This is a genomic window from Mycobacterium sp. (genome assembly GCF_032162605.1).
Classification (GTDB): domain Bacteria; phylum Actinomycetota; class Actinomycetes; order Mycobacteriales; family Mycobacteriaceae; genus Mycobacterium.
This window is the reverse complement of sequence record NZ_JAVROT010000557.1, coordinates 1-5,436: the sequence shown is the minus strand read 5'-3', so window position 1 is coordinate 5,436 and position 5,436 is coordinate 1. Positions and strand designations below refer to the sequence as shown.

At 64.1% G+C, this 5,436-nt stretch carries 2 protein-coding genes; both read left to right on the top strand.

The window, feature by feature from the left end:
- The first annotated feature begins 1,199 nt into the window (after nucleotides 1–1,199).
- Nucleotides 1,200–1,424 (top strand): MbtH family protein, encoded by a 225-nt coding sequence (locus tag QOI01_RS31015; protein WP_526387226.1) that lies wholly within the window; start codon nucleotides 1,200–1,202, stop codon nucleotides 1,422–1,424.
- Nucleotides 1,425–1,453: 29 nt separating this feature from the next.
- A partial coding sequence (locus QOI01_RS31010) for a non-ribosomal peptide synthetase (protein WP_526387224.1) occupies nucleotides 1,454–5,436 on the top strand: 3,983 nt, incomplete at its 3' end.

Here is a 5,436-nt window from a genome sequence, read left to right as displayed (position 1 = left end):
TATTGAGATGGCGCAGCACCGCTCTTGCGGAATTATCTTCGGGGCAGACGGCGTGCGAGGAGTTCCGTAACGCGATATTAACTCCCGTGTAACGCTCGTTGATGTCTATATCGCGGCCGTCGCTTGGTGTATATCGCGTCGAGTCGCTGGTCAGATCCTCCCCGAGCATCACCGTCGATATCCGGGCGGATGACCCGCCCGTTGCCCCCTTAAACATGTTCGTATTACGACGATTGTTATTTTTCTTATGCTCCGTGATTGTAGCTGGCCGATATTCCGCATGATGGCGGGGAAGGCTATTGGATGGCGTGCGATCACTGTTCCCGCAGGGTGGTACGTCCCTAGATCGCAGAATTCGTCCAACTCGCAAAGGTCTTTCCGCTAGTTTGCGCCGCGTCAGTATTTGCGCATATCGCGGTTTGGTTCGGCCATCGTCGGGTTCGGGCACGGGGGGCCGCATGGTTCGCTGGCAGCAAACACCGACCCCGTGCCGCATCCGACTGCAGGAAGCGGCGGAGTCAATAGCCAGCGCGACCCAGACGGCAAGGATTCAAGCCCACTGGGCGCGGACGCCCACGGCCTGGATGTGGCGTACCCGACGAAAGCCCGGTTGAAGCACTTCCGCCGATCGTCATGGAGAGGCCCAAAACAAGGGGGCGATCCCAGGTAGATCTCAGCGACCAGCAGGTCAATGGCGTTGTCTTGGCGAGTACAAATAGAAGCGGGCCTCCAGAGATCTTCTTGGGAAACAAGGTCCAACGCGCTGGCCATCGCGCAGTCCCATCCCTTTATACGAGGAGCAACGCAATCCGTTACACAGAGCGAGTGACGAGTCCCTCGGCGTGGTGCCTCGGCCGTGTCGGGCCCAACGCACGCAGGGTCGCTCTGAGCGGGGGGCGCATTCCGATTGGGCGTAACTCGTCCTCGTCCCAGGCGTGCACGCTCGGCGTTGCGCTCAGTGGGCAACGCGCGGACCATCTCGCCGAAGTAGGCTTACCGCCTAAGTCGCCCTTTTTCAAGATCGGGCGTCCTGCACACAACCTGGCTATCCACAGCACTGCAAGTCGCTCCGCAACCCCGCACCGCGAACCTTTGGCCGAGCTGCGTCGGGCGTCACATCGTGAACTTCAGGGAAACCCCGCGCCAAGCTCGTGGGCCTACAGTATGTTTGCGACGTCCACTAAACATCTTGGAGAAACGTGAGCATCAATCCGTTCGATGATGACAATGGCAGCTTTTTCGTCTTGATCAACGACGAGGAGCAACATAGCCTATGGCCGGCCTTTGCCGACGTTCCGGCTGGTTGGCGGGTGGCGTACGGCGAAGCGGACCGCGCTGCCTGTCTAGAGTATATTGACCACAACTGGTCTGATATACGGCCCAAGAGCCTGCGCGATAGGTTGGCGCAGGGTGGGGCCTCCTGAACGTTAAATCGTCTGGTGGGGAGAGTGGGATGGAGCCTGGCAACGGCGCGCTACCACTGTCGCGCGGGCAGTTGGATATCTGGCTTTCACAGGAAAGCGGTCTTGCCAGTACGGAGTGGCAGCTTGGCCTTTTAGGAAAGATTGACGGGCCGATACAACGCGATCTACTCCAGCAGGCCGTTCGTCAAGCGATGCAAGAAGCCGAACCGGCGAGGGCGGCTTTTTTCGAGGTGGATGGTCAGGTCTTCCAGAAGGCCATTGACTATTCCGATATCGATTTGGACTTTCATGATGTCAGCGGCTTGGATCAGCCCGTTGATAAAGTCCGCGAGATAGCTTCGGCGATTCAGCACACTCCGATGCCGCTGACCGACCGGGTGGTGAAATTTACGTTATTCCAGACGGGGCCAGACGAGTATTACTTCTTCGGCTTGGGCCACCACATCTCTGTTGATGGATTGGGCATGGCGCTGGTAAGTAGTCGAATCGCCAACATCTACTCGGCACTTGTTTCAGGAGAAGCCTCGTCGCCTGCCTACTTCGGTTCGTTGCAGGACCTCGTCGATCTCGAAACCGGATATGAAGCGTCCTCCGAATTCCTGGAAGACCAGGACTACTGGAGCACCAACCTGCCGCCGGAAAGTGGACTGGATCACCGGCCGCCGCAAGCGTCAAGCGAGCGTGATCCATACACCCCCTCGGCGTCGGTTCCAGTGGATCAGGCCGTTGTCGGACAAATCAGGGATCTGTCCAAGAGCTTGCGTATCCGTCGCTATTCGGTCATAACCGCGGCGTGTGCACTTTTGGCGCGTGGGTGGTCCGGAAACGGTTCACAGGTAGCGCTCGACTTCCCGGTCAGCAGGCGAGTGAGTCCAGAGTCGAAGACACTTCCGGCGATGCTCACCGGGGTCGTACCCCTCGTGCTGGAGACGCCGCCGGAAGCTACGGTCGCCGATTTCTGCCGGCAGGTGGACACACGCATCCGGGAACTACTTCGACATCAGCGGTTTCCGGTGCATCTTATCGATCGTGACGGCGGCCTTTCAGGCCGACGGCAGGCGTCCGATCGAATTGGTGTCAACTTTCTCCCGTCCAGAATGAGTCTCACGTTCGGTGACTCCCCGGCAACGGTCGAAGTCACCAACCACGGCCCGATGGGTCACTTCGGGGTGTTCTTCATTGGCTCCGGTGATCAGCTCGCGTTCAGCACAGCCGGTGCGGGGCAGCCGTATTCAAATTTCGAGGTCGCGGATCTAGCGGAACGCCTGCAACGGCTCGTGACGGCGATGGCGGCCGATCCGGAGCGGCGGTTGTCGTCGGTGGATGCGTTGGACGGGGTCGAGCAAGCCGGGCTCGACGAGATCGGCAATCGAGCGACGTTGACGCAGCCCGCGCCGGTCGCGACGTCGGTGCCGGAGCTGTTCGCCGTGCAGGTGGCCAGCGCGCCAGATGCAGTGGCGCTGACGTTCGAGGGCGGCTCACTGACGTACCGCGAGCTCGATGAGGCCGCTAATCGGTTGGCGCACCTGCTGGCAGCCAAGGGCGTCGGCCCGGGTGAGCGGGTAGCGCTGCTGTCGGAACGGTCAGCTCAGGCCGTCGTCGCGATCCTGGCGGTGCTCAAGACCGGCGCGGCATATCTCCCGATCGACCCTGCCGTGCCGGCATCGCGAATGGAATTCATCCTCGCTGACTCCGCGCCGATCGCCGCGATCACCATGACCGCGCTGCGTCCGCGCCTGGACGAATTCGACCTGCTGGTCATCGATGCCGACGACCCGGCCGTCGCCTCGCAACCCGGCACCGCACTGCCGACGCCGGCCCCTGAGGACATTGCGTACATCATCTACACCTCGGGCACCACCGGTGCCCCCAAGGGGGTGGCCGTCACCCACCACAACGTCACCCAGTTGATGGCATCGCTGGATGCCGGCTTGCCGCGCCCTGGAGTGTGGCCGCTGTGTCATTCCCTGGCCTTCGACGTCTCGGTGTGGGAGATCTGGGGTGCGCTGCTGCGCGGTGGGCGACTGGTGGTGGTGCCCGAATTGGTTGCCGGCTCACCCGAGGACTTCCACGACGTGCTGGTTGAGGAACGCGTCAGCGTTCTCACTCAGACTCCCTCGGCGGTGGCGATGCTGTCTCCAGAGGGTTTGGAGTCGGTGGCGTTGGTGGTGGTTGGCGAGGCCTGCCCGGCCGCAGTGGTGGATCGGTGGGCGCCCGGGCGAGTGATGATCAACGCCTACGGCCCGACCGAGACCACGATGTGTGTAGCGATCAGTGCGCCGCTGACACCGGGGTCGGGTGTGGTGCCGATCGGCTCTCCGGTAGCAGGGGCGGCGCTGTTCGTGCTGGACGCCTGGATGCAGCCGGTGCCGGTGGGTGTGGTCGGCGAGTTGTACGTGGCAGGTGCAGGTGTTGCATCGGGGTACCTGGGCAGGCCCGATCTGACGGCGACGCGGTTCGTGGCGTGTCCGTTCGGGGCGCCCGGTGTGCGGATGTATCGCACCGGGGACCTGGTGTGCTGGGGCGATGACGGCCAGCTGCGTTACCTAGGTCGCGCCGATGAACAGGTCAAGATCCGCGGCTATCGCATCGAGGTCGGTGAAGTGCAGGCGGCGTTGGCGCGTCTGGACGGCGTGGACCACGCGGTGGTGATCGCCCGCGAGGATCGTCCCGGCGACAAACGCCTGGTCGGCTATGTCACCGGGACCGCCGATCCGGCCGAAGCCCGCGCCCAACTAGCGGATCGGCTGCCGCCCTACATGGTGCCGACGGCGGTGGTGGTGTTGGAGGCGCTGCCGCTGACATCCAACAACAAGGTGGACACCCGCGCCTTACCGGCACCGGAATACCGCGGCATCGGAGATGATTACCGGGCGCCGGGCGACGCGGTCGAGGAGATCCTGGCCGGCATCTACGCCCAGGTCCTCGGGGTGGAGCGGGTCGGAGTGGACGACTCGTTCTTCGACCTGGGCGGGGACAGCATCCTGTCGATGCAGGTGGTGGCGCGGGCCCGTGCAGCCGGGGTGCTGTGCCGGCCGCGCGACGTCTTCGTCGAGCAGACCGTGGCCCGGCTGGCGTCGGTCGCCGAGGTGGCCGGCGGTGAGGCCGCCGAGGTCGATGAGGGCATCGGGCCGGTGGTGGCCACCCCGATCATGCGCTGGCTGCACGGCGTCGGTGGCCCGGTTGACGAGTTCAACCAGACGTTGGTGGTGCAAGCCCCCACGGGAGTCACCGATGCCGACGTGGTGGTGGTGTTGCAGGCGCTGCTGGATCGGCACGCCACGCTGCGGCTTGGCGTCGACGACGACGGCGCCGGCGGCTGGTCGCCGACGGTTCCCGAGGTCGGCTCGGTGGACGCCCGCGATTGCCTGCAGGCGGTCGATGTATTGTCCGATGACGTGCTGGTGGCGGCGCGATCGCGCTTGAACCCTGCCGCCGGGGCGATGCTCAGCGCGCTGTGGGTGCCCGACACCGGCCAGTTGGCGTTGATGATTCACCATCTGGCCGTCGACGGGGTGTCGTGGCGAATTCTGTTGGAAGACTTGAACATTGCCTGGGCTCAGCATCACAGCGGGCAGCCGGTGGTATTGCCGACGGGAGGCACGTCGTTCGCCCGCTGGTCCTCGCTGCTCAACGACCACGCCCGCTCCGCGGACGTGGTCGGGCAGGCCGATTCTTGGCGGGAGTTGGCGGCGGTGCCGCCCGCGTTGCCCGCGGTGCAACCGGCGGTGGACACCTACGCCAGCGCCGGACGCCTTTCGGTGTCACTGAACGCCGAGATGACGCGGTTACTGCTCGGTGAGGTGCCCGCAGCGTTCCACGCCGGGGTGCAGGACATCCTGTTGATCGCGTTCGGGTTGGCCTGGGCGGAGTTCCTGGGTACCGGCGGGACGCCGATCGGCATCGACGTGGAGGGCCACGGCCGCCAGGAGGAACTGGCGTCGGCCATTGACTTGTCGCGCACGGTGGGATGGTTCACCACCAAGTACCCCGTGGCGCTGGCCGTTGGCGA